Raw genomic sequence first — 23,647 nt, 5'->3', positions numbered from 1 at the left:
TCAAGCCGGTTGCTGCCCGAACTGCACGCCCGCCCAGCGCTCGATATAAGTGATCACACAGGCGTTATCCTTCGCGCCGTCACCCTGCGAAATCGCGAACGCAAGAAACTGGCGCGCGGCGGGAGCGACTCGCATCGGCACGCCAAGCTTTTCCGCCTCGTCGAGGCACATCTTGACGTCCTTGTGCAGCAATTCAGTCGTGAACCGGACGGGAAAGCTGCGGTCCAGAACGCATTGCGGGATTCGCTCGAGTGTCGCGAACGAGCGACCGCTCGATACGTTCAGGACCTCGAGCATCGTCTTCGCATCGAGGCCGGCCTTGACGCCATAGACCAGTGCTTCGCTACTCGCAATCAGGCTGGCCGCGTACAACGTATTGTTGATGATCTTCATCGTCTGCCCGAGGCTCGAATCGGCGCCGAGATAGAAGATTTTCTTGCCGATGACGTGCAGGAGCGGTTCAACGATACGATAGGCGCTGTCGCTACCCGCAGCCATGACGGCCAGCGTGCCATGTTCGGCGGCGACGGTTCCACCGCTCACAGGGGCACCCACCAGCGCGATTTCCTTTGCGTCGAGCATTGCATCGACCTGGTGTGTGACCGACGGCCCGGTGGTTGACAGGTCGACGACAATACGGACTTTGCGACCGGGCGCATCTGCAAGCTCGGCAGCGACTTGTGCGACGACCGCCGGCACCGGCAGCGAAAGCAACACGACATCGCAAAGGCTCGCGATCTCCAATGCGCTTCGCGCGCCCTGCGCGCCTTTTACGACTACCGCGCTCTGTGCTTGTTCATTGCGATCGTGCACCACCAGTTCATGGCCTGCGTCAAGGAGACGTGTTGCGAAGTGAAAGCCGATGTTGCCCAAGCCGATCAGACCGACTTTCATAATGTATGACTCTCCGAATCGTGATGCTCTGGTTGACGCAGGCCGGAGCGTTGACAGTCCCGCGATCCGTGCATCGTAGGTCGCATGCGACCTCGTTGGAAAATTCTGTTTCTGGGATGGGTTATAGCTTCACGTTAATGACCCATCCACGCACGACACAGTTTCCACCACGGGCGAACTATCAGGCCGCGAGCGAAGGCTCGCGGGCTCGCGCGTCCTCGATCAGCAATTCAATGAATTTATCGGCGTGCGTGGCTCTCGTATCGAAAACTGAACGCACAATACTGGGCGTGAGCGTTATGTCCTCCGACAACGGGAGAACCTGGAGATCAGGCCAACCGATGTCTTCCACAGTGAATTGGTCCACGAGCGCGATGCCGGCGCCCGCCCTGACCAGAGAGCAGGCAACGTCCGTCTGGTGAACGTCGATTCGCGAAAGCCGGGTTACCCCCGCCTTCCTGAACGCCGCGCCGACCAGTTGTCCGAACGGAATGCCTGGGTGATGGGCGATCAGCGGATGACGAGACAGATCCGCGATGCTGATGCTACAGAATTGCGTCAATTCATGGCCACGCGGAACAACGACAACCATGCGCCCGGACGTAAAGGGCTGGACCTTGAGATTCGGATGATCGAGCGGCAGAACCGAGACCGCCAGGTCCGCGGCGTTGCTCAGCACTTCGTGCGCCATTCCGTTCAGCAGCGTGGTACGGTAATTGACCCGAATCTCGGGATATCGTTGCACGAAGCGTGTGATCACGCGCGGCATCATTCCTCGGCTCAGGCACGGACTCGAGCAAAGGTTCAGCACGCCCGCTGGTCCGCGCGTCAGTCCCTGTGCGAATTCGTTGATACGAACGGCATGCTGATAGAAGTCGTCAACTTCGCGGAACAGCGCCTCCGCCTCCGGCGTCGGTAAAAGCTTGCCTTTTACCCGGTTAAAGAGCGTCAGGCCGAGGGTCTGCTCCGTATGGGAAATGATTCTGCTGACGGCGGGCTGAGAAGCGAACAGCAATTTTGCGGCACCGTTGATCGATCCTGTCAGCATTACGGCGCGAAATACCTCCATCTGCCGCAGACGGAAATTCATCGTGAATCCCTTAGCAATGATGTGTCCGCCGGAAATTCTACGCCTCAACGGCTTTCGCACAAGGGATCAGTCATGCCGAGTTGCTGGGCGATGATCGCGAAGCTGCTCCGAGAATTTGCGCTCATTCCCGGAGGGCGGCCCCCACGTGGTCATTCTGCCCCCCCAAAAGCAATTTACTGCCCGACGATGACGCCCGGCCCACGACGATTCCGTGACGATTCCCCACAGCGACGCCGGCACCAAATGTCAGGCGACGAAGCAACGGTCAGAACGAGTGCCGAATACCCGCCGTCACCAGCGTTTGCGTGTTTGAACGAGATGCTGTCGTGCCGCTGATCGCGGCAACTGCCGATGCGCCTGTCGAATCGGTACCAGACGCGTATTGGCGGACACCGATCAGGTACAGATCTGTCAACTTCGACAGGAAATAGTCGATTCCGAGGTTGACTTGCTGGTAGTGCACGCTCGCCTTCCCATCGGGACCATTTCCTCTCGTATAAAAATACGCCGCGCCAAGCAACAAGGCCGGTGTGAGCTGATACTTAAGATTGAGTTCGCCGGTGTTGAATGCGGCGTTGCCGCGATACGCCGTCTGTTTCGCGGCCAAACCGGAGATGGCGTTCGCGCCGAGATTGTCGAAGCGCGTATTGCTGTAGACCAGCGCGACCTTCAGCTTGTCGATCGTGTACGATCCTGCCGCAGCAATGACCTCCTGCGTCGCCGCCGATGCGTAGCCTGAGAATACCGGATTCTTCATGTTGCTGGCGGTGGCACTGTCAGTACTCTTCGTTCCCCAGAGCGAAAAATTGGGATCTCTGGCATTCAGATAGCCAACCGCGACAGCTATCGGACCACTCGCGTAGGTTGCAGACAGCGAGTAGACCTGATTGCGCGAAAACTGGCCAGCCTGTCCACCGAAGCTGTAAAACCCCGAAAATGCGGCGCCGCCATAATTCGGACTTTGGAACTTGATTGAATTATTCACACGGTTGGTATTGTCCAGATTGTCGAGGTCGCCCGGATGCGAGCCAAACGTGGCGCCTGGCGCGGCCCAGTCGCCACCTGACTCGAATGGCCCCACCGCGGTATTCGCCGACGCATATTGTCGACCGAGCGTCAACGTGCCCCATGAATCGCTCGCGATTCCCACAAATGCCTGGCGTCCGAAAAAGGTGCTGCCCTGACCGATCGCGCCATTAACGATACTGAAACCGCCCTCCAGGGTGAAGATCGTCCTGAACCCGTCCCCCAGGTCGTCCGTGCCCCTCAACCCCCATCGATCCGAACCTTGATTGCCGGACGTCATCGCCAACAGAGGACGGCCTCCGGAACTCGAGGTATATGTCAACCCCGCGTCGACAATGCCATAAAGCGTAACGGAAGACTGCGCGTGTGCGGTGCAGGCGAGCACCATTACCCCAAACCCAATAAATTTCTTCATCTTCTTTAAATAATCTAAAAATTAAGTAAATTTGAAAATCTAATTCTCCGATAAACAATCACAGAGATTTATTTGAAACATATATTGCAAAATACCCCGCCCTACCAAAATAATTTCAGCAGAAACAGGAATAGGAAATTTTCACTGATTCGATAGCGGCTAGCATTAAATCTCGACCGAGAGACGGGAGCAACCTGGCTTGAATGACCATCTCCCGATGTCGCGAATGGAATAATCAAACGGCGACAGACGACTCTTCGAGTGACTTGTGGAACGTCTCGCGCCCGAGCACTGCAATGACCAGCGCGAACAGCACCAGCTCGCAGCCCACGATGCCGATCACCAGACGGATCCCGCCGGCATTGAAAATAACCGGAATGGCGAACGGAATCGCTGCCGCAACGATCCGTGCTACCGCACTGCACAGCCCATTCCCTCGCATGCGCAGGCGCGTCGGAAAAAGCTCCGGCATGTATACCGCCTGCCCGACAACAAGGATCCCATAGATGGATGCGATCATCAGGAATCCGGATATCATGAAACCGATCTCGCTGGACTGGCAGACATACACGACTGCGAAAATAGACGCGCTAATTGCCGAAGTGACGATAATGGGTTTCCGGCCGATTCGGTCGACAAGCAGCAGACTTATGAATGCGCCGGTCGGACCGCCGAGCGTCATGATCATGTTCCACTGGAGCGATTTTCCGATACTGAAGCCTTGCTGGACGAAGAACGACGGCAACCAGCTGATCAGGCCGTAAAGGCAGATCTGAATTGTGATCATGATCGAGATGCCGATCACCAGTTTGGCGACCTCGGTTTTCCGGAACAGGTCGCTGAGCTTGCCCTCGACTGATTCGATTTGCTGGTTCGTGCGATCCGGCGCCGTCTCGTCGATGCCACACTCGTACTCGGCGTGCGTCACGATCGCGCTGGCTTCTTCGAAACGCCCTTTGTATGCAAGCCAACGCGGGGATTCCGGCATCGTCTTGCGAATCAGGCAAAGGATTACCGCGGCTACGCCCGCGATGCCGAACATCCAGCGCCATCCGAGATTTGGAATGACCCAATATGCGGAGAGAGCGGCGACGAACAGCGCGCATTGCGTGGTGAATGACAGCAATGCGACTAAATTGCCACGCTTGGCAGGTGGCATGAATTCGCTCAAGGTCGCGTAGCCGAGTACCAGTTCGCCGCTCAACCCGATTCCCATCAGGAGACGGAGTCCGATCAACACGTACATGTTCGGTGCGAGTGCCGCGGCGAGAGAGCTCAGGCCGAATATCGCGAGATTGATCTGATAGCAGAAGCGGCGGCCGTACTTGTCACCCAGCACGCCAGAAAAACACGCACCGATAAGGAAACCGACGAAAGTCGCAGAGATGAACCATGCGTTCAGTTGCGTCGTGCTCCAATGGTTCGCCAGCAGGGCGCCCAGGACAGCACCCGCCATCTGGAGTTCGAATGAATCGATGAACAGGCCGGCTCCGATGAGCCCGAAGGTCCGGTAATGGAACCTGCCGATTTTCAGGCGGTCAAGCCGGGCGGCAATTTCGCCCTCCGACTTCGATATGGTCATCTGCGCAGCGGCTTCGGTCGCACGCCCATCGAACACTGCAATCTGATTGTTGGGCATTTCAAGTCGGTTCCCCATTTCGTAACCTCGCAATTCGGTTTTGGCTCGAGAAAACCTTATCGCAAGTTTTTTTTGAAAAACCGAGATTTTTTCTATCATCGCGATCACTTTTTTTGTACCGCCACGCAGCGTATGAGCCCCTGTATTCACGTATGTCATCAAGGCATAACCCATCGCATATCATGCACGAGTACATTCTGATTTTGTGCCGTAGACTAAAAATGTACCGAATTAATTCGGGGCGCGCTCCCAATGATCAACGTGTCAAAACATTAGACAAATGAGCTTGAGCCATATTTATCGCCGGACCCACGAAGTTACGAAAGACATCGTCGATGCGTTCCATGACGTTCCGGTCGCGAACATCAGCGATGTCATGATGCGTCTCACGGCCGCCGGCGCTCGATTGCGCCCGATGCACGACGGCGCCTATCTCTGCGGCCCTGCCTATACGGTCAAGACACGGCCAGGCGACAACCTGCTGGTTCACAAGGCGATCGATCTCGCGAGCCCGGGCGACGTAATCGTGGTGGATGCAGGCGGAGATCTCACGAATGCGATCATCGGAGAACTGATGTCGGGCTACGCGGCAAGCCGGGGAATTGGCGGAATCGTAATCAATGGCGCAGTGCGCGATGCGGATGGTCTACGCAAATCGAGCTTCCCCGTCTATGCGGCAGGCGTCACGCACCGGGGCCCGTACAAGGACGGTCCGGGGCAGATTAATGTACCGATCGCAATCGACGGCATGGTGATCCGGCCAGGAGATCTCATTGTTGGCGATGCTGACGGTCTGCTATGCATCGCGCTCGAGGATGTTCACACGGTTCTCGCCGCCGCGGTAGAGAAACACCGGCAGGAGATCAAAACCGTTGAGGACATCGCCAACGGCAGCCTGGATACATCATGGGTCGATGCGGCGCTGGCCCGGTCCGGATGCGTCGTAGAGGCTAACTGAGGACGAGTCCCGATCGTCATGCCTCTTACGCCATATCGCGGACGCGCAAGCCGCAGGGTCACGTCTACGGGGGAGGGGGGCGACCGGAATATGCACGTGCGAACGCCGGGGCATCGGCGACTCATCTCGCAACGTACCTGGCCGGCAGCATCCTGACAAATCGATCACACTCCTGACACGCGAGTTCGGCGATCGCCCGGTTCGCCCCCACCTCATTCACTGCGCTGTAGCTGACCATCAGGGGCTGATGTGGAAGTAATATTCCGCAATCGACCACTTGTACCTGGCCGTCTTCGATTGCGCTGCGGACGGCGGCCAGCGGCAACAAGGCACTGCCGAATCCGGCCGACACGAGCTGCAGTATCGCCGCTATCGAGCTGACGTGGTGCACCTTCAGTGGCGCGAGGCCGGTGCGGCGATAAAGTTCGCCGAGCACGTGGTCGGGATGGGAGCCTCGGCCCATGGTAATAGCCGGCGCACCCAGCATCTCTTCGAGCGCCGACTTCGGATCGATCTTACGGCCGGCTTCGGCGATCCATCCGAGCGCGATTGGCAGGCACGCCATACTGGTCAAGCCTTCGCCGTCGGTTGCGTGAGTATGAAGTGCGATGTCGACGCGTCCTTCCCGAAGCGACTTTTGTATTCCTTCCGTATTTTCCGAGGTGAGTTGGATCGTGACACCGGGATAGGTGCGCTGCAGGCTCTTGAGGAAATCGATCAGCCACGTATGAATAATGCTTTCGACCGCGCCGAGTCTGACGAGGCCGATCAAGTTATGACTCGGACTGCCCAGGCGTTTGATCTTCTCCTCGAGCCCGAGCATCTGCTCGCCGTATTCAAGCAACCGGATGCCTGCTGCGGTCAACCTCAGCTCACGCGCCTCCCGTTCGATCAACTTGGCGCCAACCTCCTCCTCAAGCGAGGCGATTCGACTGGAAATGGCCGCCTGCGTGAGATGCATCTGATCCGCTGCCGCTCTGAAACTCCGCAGCCGGGCGATCTGTAGAAAAGCTTCTATGAATCGTGTGTTCACACCTATCTCCCAACGCAATCCTGCGCCGACGGACATGCAACTCCTCTCGCCACGTCTTGCCCTGCCGCTGGCGGCACTCGTCCATAGACCGCAGCAGGAAAACCCTCCCAATCACCTATTGCCGGCCTTCGTCGGCTTCGAGAGGGAAAAGCATCGTGCCGTAGCCGACCAGCGTTCCCTCCTCGACGCAGGCCGCTCCGATCACGCCATCGTGCGACGCGAAAATCGGGCTGACGCGATCTTCGACGAGAACAAATGCGACGTGTTGGCCCTTGGCGACACGATCACCGGCGACCACAAGCGGCCGCGCCTCGAGCGGATGCGTCGAAAAGAAATGCCCCACACGCGGCGCAACGATCGCTGTTTCCTGTGCACGCGACGGCGGCACGTCAGGCAACGCCGTCGCCGATGACGAGGACGGCGAACCAAAGCGCAGCAGAATATGGCCCGAGTCATCCTTGTACTCGAACGTCTCGATCGACGTTGTCGCCAATCGGCGGACCAACCATGCAAGTGTATCAACGTTCATCAGGCTTCCTCCGGGCTCGTCATCGCTCCCCGTTCGTGATGGGAAAAGGCGCCGGTGACTAGCAGCGACTCGAGATAGTGAATGTTGAATCCTCCTTTCACAAATCCGGAATCCTCGAGCAGCGCCCGGTGCAAGTCAACGGTCGAGTCGATGCCTTCGATCACGATTTCACGCAGCGCGCCCAACATCCGCGCAATCGCCGTCTCGCGCGTCGGGCCATGGGTGATCAGCTTCGCGACCAGCGAATCATAGTGGGAGGGCACCTCATAGCCCGAATATAGATGAGAATCGACCCTCACTCCGATGCCCCCGGGCGCTAGCCACCGTTCCACGATTCCAGGTGCTGGTGCGAAGGTCCACGGGTGTTCCGCGTTGATCCGACACTCGATTGCATGTCCGGCGAAGACAATGTCCTCCTGTTTGCAGGACAAGGTTTCCCGGCGGGCGACACGCAGTTGCTCCGCCACCAGATCGATGCCCGTCACCCACTCCGTCACGCCATGCTCCACCTGTATACGCGTGTTCATCTCGATGAAGAAAAACTCGTTCGATTCGTACAGGAATTCGAACGTCCCTGCACCTCGATATCCGATCTGGTTGCACGCCGCAACGCACCTCTCGCCAATACGGGTAACCGCTTCGCGAGAGATGCCTGGCGCGGGCGATTCCTCGATAATCTTCTGATGCCGTCGTTGCATCGAGCAGTCGCGCTCGCCAAGCCAAACGGCGTTGCCCTGTCCATCCGCAAGGACTTGAATCTCGATGTGTCTCGGATTCTCGAGAAAACGCTCGATGTAAAGACTCGGGTTGCCGAAAGCCCGCTGCGCCTCTTCACGGGTCGTCGCCACCGCGGTCGCCAACTCACCCGGCTTGCGGACGATGCGCATGCCGCGTCCACCACCTCCACCGGCAGCCTTCACGATCAATGGATAACCGACTTCGTCAGCAATTTTCCGGATGGCAGCCGGGGCGGCCGGCAGCACACCATCGGATCCCGGTACGCAAGGCACACCGGCCTCTCGCATCGCGCGTTTTGCGCTGACCTTGTCGCCCATCATCCGGATCGTGCGGGAATCGGGGCCGATGAAGACGAGGCCCGCTCGCTCAACAGCTTCGGCGAAATCCGCGCTTTCGGAAAGGAAGCCGTACCCGGGGTGAATCGCGCCGGCACCCGATAGCCTTGCCGCCGTGATGATTTCTTCCTGATTCAAATAGCTGGGACCGGCCGACGCCGGACCGATACAGAGTGATTCGTCAGCAAGCTGAACGTGCCGCAAACCGCTGTCGGCCTGCGAATGGACGGCGAGCGTACGCAGCCCCAGTGAACGACACGCTCGAAGAATTCGTAATGCGATTTCACCGCGATTCGCAATCAGGACCTTTTCAAACATGGGCATCTCCGTTCATCTCGAGCTCGAACAGAACGGTCCCGCTCCTAACAGCCGCTCCATCGCTAACGCGAATAGCAGCAATGCGTCCACTTCTGTCAGCCTCCACGACGTTCAACATTTTCATCGCTTCGACGATACCGACCTGCTGGCCCTCGCTGACGATATCGCCAACGTTGACGAACGGTGGCGCATCCGGAGATTGCCCGCGATAAAACGTACCGGCCATCCCGGACTCAATTGACTCGGTTCTTGTCGTTCCATCCGAAGAATTCGACTGAGAACCCGACACGGGCGTGTCGGCAGGCCCGTGCATGTCGTGATCGGTCGCGACGGTTCCCGGCGCAGAACGTGACAGACGAATGGACGTACCTTCGTAATCGTATCGGATTTCGAGCAGCGACTTTGACTCGAAGAGATCGATGAGGCGGTCGATCAGATCGCTATTCATTGCCGCGCTCCGCGTCAAACGGCCGGATCTCGATGTCGGCCGATTCCAGCGTCGTCCTGACGAGCCGTGCAAATTCGATTGCGCCTGGCGTGTCACTGTGCACGCAAATCGTGTCGAACGTCGCGGGAATGAATTTGCCGGACGTCGTCTCGATCCCACCCTGCTGAACCATCCTCAGCATCCGTTCGGCCGCCCACCGCGCATCGTGCAGTACCGCACCGGGCTCCTTGCGATTCACCAGATGGCCCTGTTCCGTATACGCGCGATCGGCGAACACCTCGGTCTTCGTAACCAGCCCAAGTTCCTGAGCAATCGGAACCATGATGCCGTTGGCAAACGTAACGCATATCAGTTCGGGATTGACCGCCTTCACGGCTCTTGCAATTGCCTTGGCAACGTCGGCGTCCGTCTGCGTCAGATTACCGAGCGCACCATGCGGCTTCACGTAGGCAATCGGGTTCCCCGCGTACGTCGATACCGCCATCGCAGCGCCGATCTGATATGCGATGAGGCGCTCAATCTCGCCTGGGCTGAATGGGATAACGCGGCGCCCGAAACCCCACAAGTCCGGGAAGCCGGGGTGTGCGCCTACCGCCACGCCGCGCTTCCTCGCTTCATCGAAGGTTTGCGCCATGATCTCTGGATCTCCCCCATGAAATCCGCAGGCGACGTTGGCAGAACTCACGACATCCAGAATCGCGATGTCATCTCCGCGCTTCCACGACCCAAACCCTTCACCCATATCAGCGTTGAGGTCGATTCGGTTGTTCTGCTTAGTCATGTTCTGTCTCTCCTTTCGTCGCTTCGTCGAGCCGGAATCCAGCCGACCGAAGCAGGATGCGATAGCGTTCGCGTCGTGCTTCCTGCTCCTGCAAGGCTACCAGCGCTTCGTCGATGGTCACCACGTCGAATTGCACTTTGCAACCGCTGGGGGCTTGGGCAAGTCGCCAGAGGTCCGACTCGACGACGGTCGCGATCTTCGGATAGCCACCGCATGTGTTTGCCTCCGACATCTGCACGATCGGCTGGCCACTCGGCGGTACTTGAACCGTTCCGGGAGCAATGCCGTGCGATAGCAACTCGATCGGCCGCATCAGTTGCAATTGCTTGCCCTTCAGTCTGTAACCGACACGATTGAAGTCGTCGGTGACTTCGTATGGACACCCGGCGAAATCGGCAATCGATTCGGACGTGAAGAGGTCGTATTCTGCTGCGGGCAGCACCCTGACCCGAATCGATCCTTGCTTCAATTCATCTAGAAAGGCGCCACGCTCCGGAGAAGCCACGCCAAACGAACTGCATGGACCCGGCTGCTTGGCGCCCAATGGCAACAGGTCGCCTCGCTTCAGTCCGCGTCCTTCGTAGCCACCAAAACCCGCTTTCAGGTCAGTCGCGCGAGATCCCATCACCTTGTCCACGCGGATTCCGCCGGCAAATGCAAGATATGCGCGCGTTCCGAGCGTAGGCGGCTCGACCACGAGCACCTGGCCGTCCCGTGCGTCGATTGGCGACCACGATGGCACCGGCACGCCATCGAGCGTCACACGGCATTGCGCTCCGGTGCACGCGAAAGTCACGTCGCCGACCGCGCATAGCCGCTTCGGAAATATATTGATCTCGATTGCAGCGGCATCGATGTCATTGCGAACAAGCAGATTAGCGACGGCCAATGCGGGCTCGTCCATCGCACCGCTACGACTGACGCCAGCAGCCATATAACCGTGGCGTCCGCGGTCTTGTACAAGATTCAAAGCGCCGGACGACAACACCTTGATCGATGATTCGTTCATGCTTCTATCGCAACCGTGACAAATCGGACGGTGTCGCCAGGCGCAAGCAAGCACGGTGTCTCTGCTTCTGGATCGAAGAACTCCGCGTCAGTCATCCCGACCAGATGCCATCCCGACGGCGCCGCGCACGGCTGAACGCCAGCCTGACTGCCGCCGATGATCACAGAGCCCTTGGGTATTTGCAGGCGCGGTTCGGGGCGACGCGGTGCCGCGAGCCTTGCGGACATCCCCATCAGATAACCGAAGCCTGGCATCGCGCCGATACAAGCGACGGTATAGATCGCGCTGCTATGCAGATTGACCCACTCCTCGATATCGAGTCCGGCACGTTCGGCTAACCAGCACAGGTCTTCGCCAGCACGACCACCATAGACAACCGGAATTTTGAATTCGCGCCCGCAATAATGGACACCTGCAGTCTCCGGCCAGCACGTCAGCACCATCTCGCGTGCTACGTCAGGATGCAATGCGATCGGATCGAACAGCACGAGCAGGTTATTGACGCCCGGCACTACCTCAGTGATACCTTGCCGCTTCTTGCTGGATAATCGCTTCCCCAATGTCAAAAGCCGGTTTTGTACAGCTAGGTCGAACGTATCGCATTTGAGATCGAATAACAGTCCGCCCACGCCAACACGGCTAACGACTGGGGCGTATCGATCCGCCGACGCGGGAAACGACGACTGGGGCATATCGATGATCGCTTGTGTGGATTTCATCGTTTTTCACACGATTTGCGGATATATTCACCAACGTCGCCCGTATCGTCACGTGCGGATCAGCCGGCAAACTAGGAAAATTCAGAGCAAAGCCGAGCACGCTGCCCTGATCCGCTGGCAGCCCTCGACGATTTCCTCTTCCGAGCTCGCAAACGAGATTCGGAGATAGGGCGACAGCCCATATGCCGCGCCACACACCGTCGCGACGCCGCCGTCTACCAACAGGTATTCCGCAAGTTCGATGTCCGAACGGATCATCTGCCCCGCTGGTGTCCGCTTGCCAATCAGGCCGGATACGTTCGCGAATACATAGAACGCACCTTCCGGCTTCGCGAATGCCATGCCCGGAATGCCCGACAGCGCATCCGCAATTAGCGCGCGACGTCCTTCGTACGCGCGGCGCATGACCTCGACCGGCTCCTGCTCACCGGCGAAAGCCGCGACGGCAGCGGCTTGGCTCACCGCAGTCGCGCATGTCGTCGTCTGGGACAGCAGCTTCGCAATCGCAGAGATCAGGGTGACCGGCCCGGCGCCATATCCGAGACGCCAGCCCGTCATCGCATAGCCCTTTGACGCACCATTTACGGTCAGCGTACGATCCTTCAGATCGGGCGCAACCTTCAACAGCGACACGTGACGCGTACCGTCGTAGACATAGTGTTCGTAAATTTCATCCGCCATGATCAGCACATGCGGATGCCGCTTGAGCACAACCGCAAGCGCTGCGAGCTCGTCGGCGCTGTACACCGCGCCGCTCGGGTTGTTGGGTGAGTTCAGCACCACCCACTTCGTCCTTGGCGTAATTGCCGCTTCGAGTTCGTCGGGCTGGAGTTTGAAGGCTGTTGCATCGTTGCCGTTGATCACTACCGGCACGCCGCCGTTCAATATCGCAAGATCCGGATACGACACCCAATACGGCGCGTGGACAATGACTTCGTCGCCAGAATTCAGCGTCGCGTTGAATGCGTGCGCGATGATGTGCTTGCCGCCACATCCGGCGACGATTTCATCGGGCGTGTATTGGAGCCCGTTGTCCCGCGCCAACTTAGTCACGATCGCCCGACGTAGCGCAAGTGTGCCCGCGGTGGCCGTATAGTGCGTATCGCCCGACCGCAGAGCGTCGATCGCGGCCTCGATAATATGATCGGGCGTATCGAAGTCCGGCTCGCCGACGGTGAGGTTTGCGATATCCCGTCCCGCTTCGCGCAATTTTCCAACGAGAGCATTCGCAGCCACGCTGGGAGAAGCCTTGATGGAGTTCACACGCTCGGATAACCATTCAGAGTTCATATAAGCTTCAATCAATTTATTGAAAACAAACAATCAATTACGCTAGTGCGAGTCGATAAATTATCGAGCATGATAAATCCGCATCAACCAAGAGATCATGTCCGATCGTCGGTCGTGAAGATTCACGGATTGCCTCGTCGAGGGCTATGAAATGAACCCTCCAGCACTTCGGTTCGCACGGTTTGTTGAAATCAATATATCTGAACTTATTTTTTTAAAATTCGACTTATTTTTGTGGCTTTGATAGAAAAAAGTTGTCGATTTTTCGATGAATGCGAGGGGCGACGACAGGCGCGCCCACCTGGCATGATGCGGTACGTGGTATAGGAGCCGCTAACAAAACAATGCCAGTACCACAGAGAATGTCAGTTGCTATTTGCAGACTCCTCGTTCAGTCATCCAAAAAGGCAGTACCGATAGCGGTAGCGCGAAGCCAAGCCCGGAGGCCCACGCCCAGCCTCCGCGCGCGTAAGTCCAGCCCGCCCCACCGCCGAACCCAACGCATCGCCCAGGAAGAGGATGGTCATGTACAGGTCGTTGAGCCGAGCACGCACGTCGGGGCCGAGAGCGAAGATGGCGCGCTGACCCAGCGTCAGGTTGGCTGCCACGCCGAAGTCCAGCACGATGGCAGCGGAAACCAACAGGCCCAGCGCCCAGTCCGAGCCAGGCACAGCCAGACGCGGGAGCACGAAGGCCAGCGCCACCAGCCCAATCGCCATCGCCGTCGCTGGCCGACTGGCACCACGGTCGGCGAGGCGTCCGGCAATTGGCGTGGCGATGGCAACAGCCGCGCCGGCCAGGGCAAATAGCGCGATGCCGCCTTGCGACAGGCTGAACACTGGGCCAGCCAGCAGTAGCGGCACTGTGATCCAAAAGGTACTGAAGACCGCAAATAGCGCGGCGTGGTAGACCGCGCGTCGGCGCAGTAGCGGGGTATCACGCATCAGCCGGCCCATTGAGGCCAGCAGCGCGCCATAGCGCAAATCCGCCGCCGGTCGGCGTAGCGGCAGGGTCCGCGCCAGCACGGCCGCCAGTACCAGCGTCGCCCCTGATGAGAACCAGAACACCGAGCGCCACGAAGCGAGTCCGGCGATGAAGCTGGCGACCGGCCGCGCCAGCATGATGCCGAGCATCAGACCGCTGGTCACGTTGCCAACGACCTGGCGGCAGATGGACGCAGGTGCCAGATGAGCGGCGCAAGACACAAGCACCTGCACGGCGACTGAGCCTAGGCCGATACCCAGCGCTGCCACCAGAAACAGCAGCGGCAGAGACGCGGAAGCGGCACCCAACAGCGCCAAAGCGGCCAGCGTGAGCAGCGCCACCGTCAGGTCGCGATTCTCGACCAGATCGCCCAACGGCACGATCAGCAACAGGCCCAGCGCGTAGCCGATCTGCATCGAGGTGACGATCACCCCGGTAGCTTCGGCCGACCATCCGGCAGTTGTGCCGCACCTCTCATCGGCAGGATATGGGCACGCTCACTGATTGCCTTCATGAACCTCATACGACACGGATCGGCTGCGCGCCTTACCGAAACGATCGATGTACAGGCGGTTCAACCGGATCGCCTTGGGTTGCCCGCACTTGAGGAACTTGCGGATCGATGTCAGATTGCGCGTCACACGACCTGCGACCACCGCTTCGTGGATCTTCTCGATCAGTCGGTCGTCTTCTGACATGACAGGATCGGGGCTCACGATGTTCGCGACGGACTCTTCCTCGGCAATGGTGGCCATGTGACTGTCGGTCTGCTCAACGCGACCAGCCGGTGTCGTCTCGGGTATCCGGGCGACCTCTTCCGGTTGCGATACAGTCGCATTTCGATAGGACACGATCGCCTTGCGACGGGGCACGACTGCCCCGAGTCCGACAAAGTACCAGGCGAAGCAAGCCATACCTTCGAGCACGACCACACACGCGAAATCGCGCAGCAAACTCAGTCGTGCTTCAGTCGTGCCGAGCCAGTGCGCGACCATCGAAATCCCGGGGTCCGCACGGCGCGAGTCGCGCTGATCTTCAGCGCGACTGGTCTGGTCGCGCAGCCAGTCCTGTTCAGTCGCACGACGCCTCGCCTCACTGGCCTCGGCATTGAGCGCCGCGAGCTCAGCCGACAGCGCCGGCTTGCGAACACGTAAGCTCGGGCACTCCCCCATGCAGCGACGAACATCAACGTGCACCAGATCGATACTGACCTTCGCGATGTCCTGCGTGATCGTCGTGAGGCTGCGACCGTGAGACACTTCTACGATCGAAGGAGTCGCGACTACTGGTACGGTTTTCGCCCGCTGATCTGCAGCATGTTGATGCGACCGCGCGAGGACATCCATCTGCCCTGTCAGTACCACGTACAGCGCGGCGAGCCACAGTGCGAGCAGGATCATGCGGGCGTGCGGTCGCACGTAGCGCCAAAGCATCGGCGCCAGATTCATGCAGAGCACGGCACCCACAGACACGGCAACGCTCCAGACCTGCTCCGTCACCGTACCAGCACGCTGCATCCCCCCGAACACAGTAATCCCCACCGACATTGCAGAGGTGAGCAGCGCCACTGCCAACGCGATCCACTGCATCGCGCGTGGCGTCATGACGGCGGTGTTTTTGTTGGTCGCCGGATCACCAGCCGACAGATTGAGATTGATGTCGCCCATCGGTCAGATCCTTCTCGCGCCAGAAAAGCACGATGAAGACGTGTTGTTGCGTCAAAGTGCATCAGCGTCGAATCGTCAGGTGCCGAGTGAATGGCCGCCAGGAGCCAATTACAATTACAGCCCACTGGCGGCCCTTCGCCAGCCGTCATTCACACCCACCAAGCCGTTCGATACATCGATTCGTTCTGGTCCGCATCGAGGTCCGTCGCATCCGCACCCGCGTTATCGAGCGAGTCGGGATCGTACGAATCCGTCAGCGAGTTGCCAGCCGGATTGCAATCCAGCTTCGGCTTCACGGTACGCGGACGCCCCGACTTCTTTTTTTCCTCGACCTGGCTCGTGCCGAACAGGCGGCAATGGTCGCCGTACTTCATCCTTAAGAACTGATCGGCCTTCGTCATGTAACGGATGTTCGTGCGCAGTGCTTCACGCGTCTCGTGATCGTCCCAATTGATCTCTCCCGTACCGACACCGTGCCCGTACTTCGCGTGGAAGACCTTGTCGGCGTTGCTGTTCCAGTACTGCCCTTTGCCGCCCGTTACGACGTTTTTCCAGTATTCGCCGATTAGCCTCGCGATCTGCACGTCACGACACGACTCAGCCGAATAGAAGATCAGCACATGCAGGTGCAGACCGGACTCGTCACCCTCCTCGATCTTCCAAATGTAATCGATAATTCCACGCAGCAACTTGTTCGTACGGCAGTTGTTGAAGAACTTCTTTCGATGCGCCCGAATCTCCTTGAGCGTGATTTTCGAGCGATACTCCTCCCCGTAACCGAAGTGCAGCATCAGCACGAGCTGGCGCGACTTGTTCTCGAACACTTGGCGTTCAACTGCAAGCGCTTGTTCTTCATTGCGTTTGGCCCGACGCATGCGTACCCCGAGGCCCCTACGGAACGCTGGTGTCGATACGATTTCCCCAGCGTTGGCAAGTACGTCATTAAACAACTCATGGGGTGTTTTACCTGACGCGACTTCAATCGGTAAGGGATGAAACGGATACGCTGCGGGATGCAGATCGAGTGCGATAAACGCATCGCGCAATGCCTCCACATGCGGACTGAAAACATAGCGCTCATCGAAGGCACATCGTTCAAAGAACAGCATTACGGAAGTCCAATAACGCTTGCCAAAGGGCATTGCCTTTATTATCAGTCTGTTTTTTGAATCCCGCTGGATAACAAAACCCGCACTGCTTTTATCAAATTCGATCTCATGCATCATTGCTTCGACATCAGCCAATATTGGCATGATTTCATCAAAGCCTGAAAGCAATGCTGCACACTCCACCCCATCGATCAGAGCTACCCCAGTGTTTCTTATCAAATCGCCATATTCGTAAGCCTTTTCAAAGTCGTTTTCTTCGAAAGACATGCTCGACCACCTTTCATCTAAATCACAGGAGTGCATCATGCGTGCTGCTCACTGATGGTTATGTTCGATCACGGCGAGAGCATCATGCTCATCGCCTTTCGGTACTACTTGACTGCCACATCAAATGTGTCTGATGTTTTCTGTCGTCCGTACAACATAGAGGGTTGAATGTGTACTCGTATAGATGGTGATAGCTAAGCAAGACAATAGATCTTCTATGGGAAGACTATGTTCTATCTTAGCTATAGATCTGCCAAATGCCTTTCATTACATAAGACCCATAAATCCAACCTTACAAAAGCTCAGCGATTCACGTGATCTCGACGATTCGAAGCCCGGTACTGACCGGGAAATTGTTCTCCTTTTCTCTATACATACTTATGACCGTTACAAAAAGGCGAAACACACCCTGCCGACAGCCATAGCATCCTGGTCCGTTCAGCATTCAATAGGGTCCCCTGCTGCCGCCTACGGGAGGGGTAGCACTGGCCTTCGGTCGCAAATTGTTCGGATTTCGTCGTAGCTTGTGTCGATTGGTCGCAGCTTGTATCGATTTCCCTCTCTTGATTCACAGCTCTCTGCTGCCCGATCGCGCTAATCGTCTGCCACCAAGCGATCTGTTGGCCGCAGAACGACGCGCTCGCGTGTCCGCCGTACTCGTAATGTGCGGTGACAGATTCGTCACGGCCACATCACGCCGCAGACTTTCTTCATTCATTCGTACGCTATAAACCCTCACCTTTCCGAGCACATTTCTCGATCCGGATGACGCCTCCTCTCGGCAAATCTCGCGCATCCGGCTTTGGCACTGACGCCAACAATTCCTCCTTCGACGTGTAAGAACTCTTCAAAAAGCAATCGTCGGGATGCTCCTGTACTGGCGTTGATCTCGAACGCTATATAGAACCGCTGCTGACGGTCAATGGTCGATAATATTCGGATAACTAAACAACTGTTTCCGTGCTTGTCCAAATCAATCCGACCTGGCCCAACCGATCTTTTTCAGATTTGCTGAAATACAACACCCTACGCGTCGCTGACGAACGCCAACTTGTCCCGACCAATGTTTGCGGTTGGCGTTCCGGCACTTTCTCCACGACAAAGGGCAATCTTTGCGGCGCGCCGATACCGGCGCGCATACCCGCGTGATGCTCTACTCTTCGTTGGCTCGGGACGCACCGAACGCCCGGCATTGGTCAACCGTGTTCCGCGTGTGCTCTCACCAGTTCGTCCCATTTCTTCCGAAACGTGACTGGCGAGTACTTTGCTCCGAGTTTTTCGTAATGCCGGCGTATCTTGGCCAAGCTCACGCCCGCTTTGAAGCGCTCCAGGGCTCTCAGAAAGTGTTCTTGCAGAATAGCTTCCTTTTGAGCCTTGTCGCCTGAGCCAAGTTCGCTCCAACCACCGTCAACAACTTTTTCAAACTGGCTTTCCGAACTATCCTTCCCTGAAGCCGCATTCGCTTGCCGGGCAAGCCCCCCTCGATTGAGGAAGGCATCTGCCATTGATTTCACATCGCCGCTCATCTCTTATTCCTTTTCAATATTGGATTTTTTCTTGAGATAATTGGCCGTCGCTTCACCTAGGATACGTGTCGCGCTACCAATCTTGAACGGCTTGGGAAGATCGCTGCCCTCGCGCTTCCATTCTTCGTATGCCCACGACTTCGATTTGGAAATGATTGAGCAAAACTGCTTCACACTCAGAACCGGTGGAATTTCATCCAACGTCATACGACACCTTTCATTCACATGGACGACAGCAGATCGCGCTTGAGCGCGTTAGTAGTGCTGCGTCGATTGTTAGAGAGCGAAGGTGGGACCCAGCTACCATCCATGAGCCACACCTGACCTGCCTGCATCGACCTGTGCTGTCTTTCACTGCACTGAACGATGAGGCGATGGTAGAGAGGCAGCTTCGCCGGGTCTTCACAGCCACTAAAATAAAAATTTGGGCACAAAAAAGCCCCTCGGCGAGGGGCTTGGACGGGTGTGAAATGAGGCGTCAGGCCTTCTGTCGTGGCTTGACGCGATGCGGAAACCTTTCTGGCTCGAGGACGAGCCAGCCCTCTATAGTTCGAGGGAGATTCTCCAGCATCAAATTACACGACTCGACCAATTGATAATGGTTATCATTTAAATAGTGAGCAACAGCATCAATAGCAATCTTGGTCGACTCCCACCCCTCTGCCGGCGCCAGCGCCTTAATCAATCTGGCAGTTTCTTCCTTAACCGGATTGCGGGAACGCCCCGTTGCCTGTCCGCCTTTCCTCGCGCGCGCAACGAAGCGCTTCGCTGGGTCCGGAATTAACATAATTGGACTTGACCAATAAAGACCCCGTTGAGCACAGTGTGACGCGTGATCCAGGTCATTTCTCTTCAACGCTTCGATACCTTCTATGACATGAGCTATAGCCATGATTGGCGCATAAAAATGCGCGTCATATCCACGCCCCGCGATTGCTTGCATGGATAAGACACTTCTAAACTCAAGATATTCTGTCGAAAGACCCGACCTCATCCCCCGTCTAATTACTCTCTCCCAACCCAACCATTTCGTCTTGAGAGAATATTTAGAAATATAATTTCGCACCGACACTTCAACGGCTATCAATTTCTCACACAACTCACCAGCCGGCTCAAGTTGCCCCAAAGTTGAACTTCGCGGCATCTGCAAATCCCACTCGTCACTATCAGTTCGCTCACCGTTCATCGCGATCACAAGTGGCTCAGACACGCCCTCTAAATAAAACGTCATCTTTGTCGAGAATTTTAAAACGCCTTTCTTTTTTACAAGATCTCGAATCGGTTTAAATTTCTTCGTTGTCTCAGTGATAAAATACGGTTTCTTGATTTTCATTTTTCACGTTACCTCATCAACCGGCGACCACCTGCGTTGTTTCGCAAGCTGTCGATCTGCTCGCTAGCACTCAATCCTGTCAGAACGACTCAAGCATCCTTCGCACCGATATCGGCCTTGAGCGTTTCCAGATAGTCTGCCCACTTCTGCATCATTAGGCGGCGCTCTTTGATGAATTTGGTCCGGTTGTACGCTTTGCCGAGATTGTCTGGAACCGCATGTGCGAGCTGATGCTCGATCACCTCCGGCTTTTGCTCCAATTCCTCATGAAGGATCGTGCGCGCCATCGCTCGAAAGCCGTGCCCCGTGATTTCGGTACGTGTGTCATAGCCCAGTCGACGAAGCGCTGCATTGACCGCCGCATCACTCATTGGACGTAGTGCCGAACGCGCCCCTGGAAACACGTATCGCCCACTGCCTGTCAGCGCATGAAGTTCTCGCAAAATCTGAACAGCTTGGCGGGCAAGCGGTACTAAGTGCTCCGTGTTGGTCTTCGTCACGAGATAGCGCCACTCGCCCTTATCCAGATCAAACTGAGCCCACTCAGCATTGCGGAGTTCACCGGGGCGAGTGAAGAGCATAGGCGACAGCTTGAGTGCGCATAAAACCGGGAACGTGCCCGAGAAGCCATCGAATGCCCGCAACATGGCACCAACCTCCTCGGGGTCGGTAATCGAAGCAAAGTGCGTGGTCTGAGCCGGCGGGATTGCATCGGTGAGGTCACGAGCCGCGTCGACCTTGCAGTACCCCTCTTTAATTCCGTAGCGGAATACTCGGCTGATCTCGCTGCGTACCCGGTGGGCAGTAAAGCGAGCACCTCGGCTGTCGATGCGCTTGAGAACAGTCAAAACTTCGGGAGCGTCGATTTCCGCTATCGGACGCTTGCCCAGCCACGGGAAAACATCCTTGACGAAACGCGCCTTGGTCTTTTCCCACGAGCCCGGTGTGACGTAGGGCTTACGCTCTTCCATCCAGCCCAGCGCGACAGCCTCGAACGAGTTGGTCGCGGCAAGAAACGCCGCTCGCTTATCGGCCTTCTTCGCCTCTCCAGGGTCGACACCTCCAGCAAGCGTCTTTCTCGCCTCGTCTCGCTTCTCTCGCGCCGCGGCAAGCGGAACATCGGGATAGACGCCGAGAGCAAGACGCTTCTCTTTACCAGCAAAGCGATACTTGAATCGCCAGTATTTGCCTCCCGCTGGAGACACTTCGAGATACATGCCGCCGCCATCGGCGAGGCGGTACGGCTTTTCACGGGGAGAGGCCTTTCGGATAGTGACGTCGGTCAGCGGCATGGTGCACCTCACAGCCCCAAGGGGGCATTTTTTGTCAGGGGCATCAACCATCAACCAAAATCCCCCCAGAAGTGCCCCCGCATGCCCCCGGATTCACACGGGCCAGACTGGACAAGTCAGGAATAAAAAAACCCGTGAAGCCTTATGCTATCACGGGTTTATGGATTTCCAAGGATGCCCTCGGAATGGTATTTGGTGCCGGGGACCGGACTCGAACCGGCAAGCCAGTTAAGGCGGCGGATTTTCGTCACACTGCTTCTTTCGAAGCCGGCATCGTCTGAACAATGCCGTTCGTGCGCTGGACTATGCCTTCGCCATCGCGCGCGGGCCGCTGCCCGTGCGCCTTAGGCGCCCCCCGTCTAGTCTCTACACCTTCCACGCGTGTGCTGCGAGGCTTGGCTCGGCGTTGCCTCGATGCATCGCATCAGGGGTTTCGCCGAATTTGAAGGGTTCTGCACCGGTCGTTTCCGGCCGGGCACTCAAACTTTTAAGTCCGCTATGTTTACCAATTTCATCACCCCGGCAAGGGCGGACGGGATTCTACCACTGCTCGCACGAACCCTCCTCATTTGACCCTGTCGTACACGGCCGCATCGATGCCCGCCCCCGCATCGACGCCGCGCCACCGTTGCTCCCTGCCGGCCATCGCACGCGATCGACACGCCGATACACGATGCAGCGGTCATGCGTCGATGCCGAATCGATCTCACATCGATTGAACACCTCTCGCCTTACATTGGGAAAATGAAACGATTCGATTTCGCTTGATGCGTTCAAGCGCATTCGATGCGTCCGCTGCAATGAAAACCACCGGATTTCCGACGCACGGTGCGATCCGATGCGCTTCATTAAGCTCGCCTTAAGCCACACCATGATAGGGGCCGCCTGCACTACTGCTCCATAGCCACGCACTCATACGCTTTTTCACCGAAACGACATACGCACGGCTTAGCCTGACCCGCGCCCAAGTAATCGACAGTAATAAATCAACCCGATTCGTCAGGCGCGAGTCATCCAGTTAGGAAAACATAATGTTCAGAAAGCCCCTGTTAATCGCGATGTCAGCATCGGTCTTTCTTGCCGCATGCGGCGGCGACGACGCAACTTCTACTCCCGGCGTCGCGCCGGCCAATACGGCCGCGGTTCCGAACACCGCCACCGCGACCGGCTACTCGCTGTCCGTGTTCGCGAAAGCGCCAACCTCCACCGACAAGCCCGACTCGATCGTCCAATACAACAACACGATCTTCATCGGCTACCAGAAGGCCGGCGACGTGAAGGACGGTTCGGTGCCCGGGCTGACCAACGACGTCGTGCAGTACGACCTGAGCGGCAACGTGCTCAAGACATACACGGTGCCGGGCCACGTCGACGGGCTGATGGCGCGCACCGATACGAACACGCTGTGGGCAATGGCCAACGAAGACGGCAATCCCGAACTGACGATCATCGACCTGAAAGCCGGCACGCAGAAGACCTATGCGCCGACCGTCAATCCGACCGCGCACGGCGGCGGCTTCGACGACATGCAGCTGCTCAACGGGAACATTTACGTGAGCGCGTCGAACCCGACGACGCCCGGCGCCGCGCCGACGGTCGTCCAGCTTACGCTGAACCAGAACGGCACGACGTTCGACGTCGCGCCCGTGCTGGCCGGCAATGCGCAGGCAACCGACCTGACGCCGTCGGTCGGCGGCTCGCCGAACCCGACCTACAACCAAGCGGTCACGCTGAGCCTGACGGACCCTGATTCCGAAGCGATCGATCCGGCCGGCGACCTCATGCTCGACAGCCAGGCCGACGGCAAGCTCGTGTTCATCCACAATCCGGGCGCGAGCCAGACCGTCAGCGTGCTGACGCTCACGCTCTTCAACGACAAGGACGGCCCCGTGTACCCGGTCGACGATACCCGCTGGGTGCCGGCACCGGGGCAGCAGAACAAGACCTTCATGCTGTTCACCGATGCGAGCAACACGACGTACCGCGTCGATGCGCCGTTCAGCCAGGGTGACGCGTACAGCGCCGGCCAGGGCCAGGTGATGAAACTGGATACGAAGACCGGTCACCTGACGCCGGTCGTGACGAGCGTCGGCAACGCATCGGCGCTGCAGGATCCGCACGGCATGCTGTTCGTCGCGCTGTAACGCAGGTGCCCGCTCTCGCGCGTCGTTCGCCGGCCATCGCGGCCGACGGACGGCGCGCGAGACGATGCGCAAAACGGCGCAACGCCCCATCCGCAAGCCGTCG

General features: G+C 57.7%; 21 protein-coding genes. 2 read left to right on the top strand and 19 right to left on the bottom strand.

Features of this window, described 5'->3' with window-relative positions:
• From ACV229_RS20685 to ACV229_RS20670, 4 genes are all read right to left on the bottom strand, one after another.
• Entirely contained in the window at nucleotides 1-894 is an 894-nt protein-coding gene (locus ACV229_RS20685; protein WP_448084958.1) for an NAD(P)-dependent oxidoreductase, read from the bottom strand.
• Nucleotides 895-1,075: 181 nt separating this feature from the next.
• Nucleotides 1,076-1,984, bottom strand: coding sequence for a LysR family transcriptional regulator (locus ACV229_RS20680; RefSeq protein ID WP_448084957.1), 909 nt, complete (start codon nucleotides 1,982-1,984; stop codon nucleotides 1,076-1,078).
• A gap of 265 nt (nucleotides 1,985-2,249) precedes the next feature.
• A complete protein-coding gene (locus tag ACV229_RS20675; RefSeq protein WP_448084956.1) occupies nucleotides 2,250-3,425 on the bottom strand; it encodes a porin in 1,176 nt (391 codons plus the stop codon).
• 235 nt (nucleotides 3,426-3,660) lie between these two features.
• On the bottom strand, nucleotides 3,661-5,238 hold the full coding sequence (locus ACV229_RS20670; RefSeq protein ID WP_448084955.1) for an MFS transporter: 1,578 nt from the start codon (nucleotides 5,236-5,238) through the stop codon (nucleotides 3,661-3,663).
• A 106-nt stretch (nucleotides 5,239-5,344) separates the two neighbouring features.
• Here ACV229_RS20670 and ACV229_RS20665 point away from each other — a divergent pair, with 106 nt between their 5' ends.
• Nucleotides 5,345-6,022 carry an RraA family protein gene (locus tag ACV229_RS20665; protein ID WP_448084954.1) on the top strand — a complete coding sequence of 226 codons (678 nt, stop codon included), beginning with the start codon at nucleotides 5,345-5,347 and terminating at the stop codon, nucleotides 6,020-6,022.
• Nucleotides 6,023-6,143: 121 nt separating this feature from the next.
• Here ACV229_RS20665 and ACV229_RS20660 read toward each other — a convergent pair whose 3' ends face one another.
• From ACV229_RS20660 to ACV229_RS20590, 15 genes are all read right to left on the bottom strand, one after another.
• The gene (locus tag ACV229_RS20660) at nucleotides 6,144-7,055 is read right to left on the bottom strand and encodes a LysR family transcriptional regulator (RefSeq protein WP_448084953.1); all 912 of its coding nucleotides are present in this window, start codon (nucleotides 7,053-7,055) and stop codon (nucleotides 6,144-6,146) included.
• A gap of 115 nt (nucleotides 7,056-7,170) precedes the next feature.
• On the bottom strand, nucleotides 7,171-7,584 hold the full coding sequence (locus tag ACV229_RS20655) for an acetyl-CoA carboxylase biotin carboxyl carrier protein (protein WP_448084952.1): 414 nt from the start codon (nucleotides 7,582-7,584) through the stop codon (nucleotides 7,171-7,173).
• The gene (accC, locus tag ACV229_RS20650) at nucleotides 7,584-8,975 is read right to left on the bottom strand and encodes an acetyl-CoA carboxylase biotin carboxylase subunit (RefSeq protein WP_448084951.1); all 1,392 of its coding nucleotides are present in this window, start codon (nucleotides 8,973-8,975) and stop codon (nucleotides 7,584-7,586) included. Before accC ends, ACV229_RS20655 begins: the two co-directional genes overlap by 1 nt.
• Entirely contained in the window at nucleotides 8,968-9,423 is a 456-nt protein-coding gene (locus ACV229_RS20645; RefSeq protein ID WP_448084950.1) for an acetyl-CoA carboxylase biotin carboxyl carrier protein, read from the bottom strand. The genes accC and ACV229_RS20645 overlap by 8 nt, the downstream gene beginning before the upstream one ends.
• Nucleotides 9,416-10,204 (bottom strand): LamB/YcsF family protein, encoded by a 789-nt coding sequence (locus ACV229_RS20640; protein WP_448084949.1) that lies wholly within the window; start codon nucleotides 10,202-10,204, stop codon nucleotides 9,416-9,418. The genes ACV229_RS20645 and ACV229_RS20640 overlap by 8 nt, the downstream gene beginning before the upstream one ends.
• Complete coding sequence (locus tag ACV229_RS20635; RefSeq protein ID WP_448084948.1) at nucleotides 10,197-11,213, bottom strand: 5-oxoprolinase subunit C family protein; 1,017 nt, start codon at nucleotides 11,211-11,213, stop codon at nucleotides 10,197-10,199. The genes ACV229_RS20640 and ACV229_RS20635 overlap by 8 nt, the downstream gene beginning before the upstream one ends.
• A complete protein-coding gene (gene pxpB / locus ACV229_RS20630) occupies nucleotides 11,210-11,932 on the bottom strand; it encodes a 5-oxoprolinase subunit PxpB (RefSeq protein ID WP_448084947.1) in 723 nt (240 codons plus the stop codon). Before pxpB ends, ACV229_RS20635 begins: the two co-directional genes overlap by 4 nt.
• A gap of 81 nt (nucleotides 11,933-12,013) precedes the next feature.
• Nucleotides 12,014-13,255, bottom strand: a complete 1,242-nt coding sequence (locus ACV229_RS20625; protein ID WP_448084946.1) for a pyridoxal phosphate-dependent aminotransferase — start codon at nucleotides 13,253-13,255, stop codon at nucleotides 12,014-12,016.
• A 362-nt stretch (nucleotides 13,256-13,617) separates the two neighbouring features.
• Complete coding sequence (locus ACV229_RS20620; protein ID WP_448084945.1) at nucleotides 13,618-14,637, bottom strand: MFS transporter; 1,020 nt, start codon at nucleotides 14,635-14,637, stop codon at nucleotides 13,618-13,620.
• 66 nt (nucleotides 14,638-14,703) lie between these two features.
• On the bottom strand, nucleotides 14,704-15,873 hold the full coding sequence (locus ACV229_RS20615; protein ID WP_448084944.1) for a hypothetical protein: 1,170 nt from the start codon (nucleotides 15,871-15,873) through the stop codon (nucleotides 14,704-14,706).
• A gap of 149 nt (nucleotides 15,874-16,022) precedes the next feature.
• The gene (locus ACV229_RS20610) at nucleotides 16,023-17,249 is read right to left on the bottom strand and encodes a hypothetical protein (RefSeq protein WP_448084943.1); all 1,227 of its coding nucleotides are present in this window, start codon (nucleotides 17,247-17,249) and stop codon (nucleotides 16,023-16,025) included.
• 1,196 nt (nucleotides 17,250-18,445) lie between these two features.
• A complete protein-coding gene (locus ACV229_RS20605) occupies nucleotides 18,446-18,775 on the bottom strand; it encodes a hypothetical protein (RefSeq protein ID WP_448084942.1) in 330 nt (109 codons plus the stop codon).
• A gap of 3 nt (nucleotides 18,776-18,778) precedes the next feature.
• Nucleotides 18,779-18,982 carry a hypothetical protein gene (locus ACV229_RS20600; protein WP_448084941.1) on the bottom strand — a complete coding sequence of 68 codons (204 nt, stop codon included), beginning with the start codon at nucleotides 18,980-18,982 and terminating at the stop codon, nucleotides 18,779-18,781.
• 271 nt (nucleotides 18,983-19,253) lie between these two features.
• A complete protein-coding gene (locus ACV229_RS20595; protein ID WP_448084940.1) occupies nucleotides 19,254-20,108 on the bottom strand; it encodes a hypothetical protein in 855 nt (284 codons plus the stop codon).
• A gap of 89 nt (nucleotides 20,109-20,197) precedes the next feature.
• Complete coding sequence (locus ACV229_RS20590) at nucleotides 20,198-21,400, bottom strand: tyrosine-type recombinase/integrase (protein WP_448084939.1); 1,203 nt, start codon at nucleotides 21,398-21,400, stop codon at nucleotides 20,198-20,200.
• Between the two features lie 1,031 nt (nucleotides 21,401-22,431).
• Here ACV229_RS20590 and ACV229_RS20585 point away from each other — a divergent pair.
• The gene (locus ACV229_RS20585; RefSeq protein WP_448084938.1) at nucleotides 22,432-23,544 is read left to right on the top strand and encodes a hypothetical protein; all 1,113 of its coding nucleotides are present in this window, start codon (nucleotides 22,432-22,434) and stop codon (nucleotides 23,542-23,544) included.
• Nucleotides 23,545-23,647: the final 103 nt, after the last annotated feature.

It is taken from the genome of Burkholderia sp. MR1-5-21 (genome assembly GCF_053427715.1).
The sequence above is the reverse complement of the archived record's forward strand: the minus strand, read 5'-3'. Positions and strand labels throughout refer to the sequence as shown.

Coding starts and splice junctions, on each gene's coding strand:
- ACV229_RS20590 (WP_448084939.1), bottom strand. CDS start 21,400: ATGCCGCTGACCGACGTCACTATCCGAAAGGCCTCTCCCCGTGAAAAG.
- ACV229_RS20685 (WP_448084958.1), bottom strand. CDS start 894: ATGAAAGTCGGTCTGATCGGCTTGGGCAACATCGGCTTTCACTTCGCA.
- ACV229_RS20645 (WP_448084950.1), bottom strand. CDS start 9,423: ATGAATAGCGATCTGATCGACCGCCTCATCGATCTCTTCGAGTCAAAG.
- ACV229_RS20585 (WP_448084938.1), top strand. CDS start 22,432: ATGTTCAGAAAGCCCCTGTTAATCGCGATGTCAGCATCGGTCTTTCTT.
- ACV229_RS20670 (WP_448084955.1), bottom strand. CDS start 5,238: ATGGGTTATGCCTTGATGACATACGTGAATACAGGGGCTCATACGCTG.
- ACV229_RS20635 (WP_448084948.1), bottom strand. CDS start 11,213: ATGAACGAATCATCGATCAAGGTGTTGTCGTCCGGCGCTTTGAATCTT.
- ACV229_RS20615 (WP_448084944.1), bottom strand. CDS start 15,873: ATGGGCGACATCAATCTCAATCTGTCGGCTGGTGATCCGGCGACCAAC.
- accC (WP_448084951.1), bottom strand. CDS start 8,975: ATGTTTGAAAAGGTCCTGATTGCGAATCGCGGTGAAATCGCATTACGA.
- ACV229_RS20595 (WP_448084940.1), bottom strand. CDS start 20,108: ATGAAAATCAAGAAACCGTATTTTATCACTGAGACAACGAAGAAATTT.
- ACV229_RS20605 (WP_448084942.1), bottom strand. CDS start 18,775: ATGAGCGGCGATGTGAAATCAATGGCAGATGCCTTCCTCAATCGAGGG.
- ACV229_RS20680 (WP_448084957.1), bottom strand. CDS start 1,984: ATGAATTTCCGTCTGCGGCAGATGGAGGTATTTCGCGCCGTAATGCTG.
- ACV229_RS20610 (WP_448084943.1), bottom strand. CDS start 17,249: ATGTCTTTCGAAGAAAACGACTTTGAAAAGGCTTACGAATATGGCGAT.
- ACV229_RS20600 (WP_448084941.1), bottom strand. CDS start 18,982: ATGACGTTGGATGAAATTCCACCGGTTCTGAGTGTGAAGCAGTTTTGC.
- ACV229_RS20665 (WP_448084954.1), top strand. CDS start 5,345: ATGAGCTTGAGCCATATTTATCGCCGGACCCACGAAGTTACGAAAGAC.
- ACV229_RS20640 (WP_448084949.1), bottom strand. CDS start 10,204: ATGACTAAGCAGAACAACCGAATCGACCTCAACGCTGATATGGGTGAA.
- ACV229_RS20655 (WP_448084952.1), bottom strand. CDS start 7,584: ATGAACGTTGATACACTTGCATGGTTGGTCCGCCGATTGGCGACAACG.
- ACV229_RS20675 (WP_448084956.1), bottom strand. CDS start 3,425: ATGAAGAAATTTATTGGGTTTGGGGTAATGGTGCTCGCCTGCACCGCA.
- pxpB (WP_448084947.1), bottom strand. CDS start 11,932: ATGAAATCCACACAAGCGATCATCGATATGCCCCAGTCGTCGTTTCCC.